Source organism: Undibacterium sp. RTI2.2 (assembly GCF_035018705.1).
In the GTDB taxonomy this organism is placed as follows: Bacteria; Pseudomonadota; Gammaproteobacteria; order Burkholderiales; family Burkholderiaceae_D; genus Undibacterium.
The window spans coordinates 1-592 of record NZ_JASJXN010000133.1; the positions used below are offsets into that span (position 1 = coordinate 1).

A 592-nucleotide genomic window follows, 5' to 3' on the forward strand; every position below is an offset into this window, starting at 1 on the left:
AAAATCGTTCTGAACAAGCCGATAAAGTGGAAAAATTTGGACGCTGACAGGTGGTAAATATTGAACGCTGTTTGACACCAAAACTCAAAATAATTGTCAATCTACAGTTACTTCCCCTCATATTTACCATAACTATAGTCAATCAAAGCAAGTTACTTCCACGTGACCAGTATCACTCCACCGTCACAGATTTCGCCAAATTCCGAGGCTTATCGACATCCGTCCCCCGCGCCAACGCCGTGTGATACGCCAGCAATTGCAGCGGCACGGTGTGCAAGATCGGTGACAACATGCCGTAATGTTCTGGCAAGCGGATGACGTGTACGCCTTCGCTTGAGGCAATGCGGGAGTCTGCGTCGGCAAAGACGTACAGCTCGCCGCCACGGGCGCGGACTTCTTGCATGTTGGATTTTAATTTTTCTAGCAACGCGTCTTTTGGTGCGACTGTGACGACCGGCATGTCTTTGGTCACTAAGGCTAATGGGCCGTGTTTGAGTTCGCCGGCGGGGTAGGCTTCTGCATGGATGTAGGAAATTTCTTTCAGCTTTAATGCGCCTTCCAAAGCGATTGGGTAGTGCATGCCGCGGCCTAA

General features: G+C 49.8%; 1 protein-coding gene. It reads right to left on the minus strand.

What is annotated here, in order from left to right; translation table 11 throughout:
• Positions 1-172: 172 nt before the first annotated feature.
• Positions 173-592, minus strand: a 420-nt coding sequence (locus tag QN395_RS21420; protein WP_323493057.1) for an SIS domain-containing protein, incomplete at its 5' end; no start/stop codon positions are given.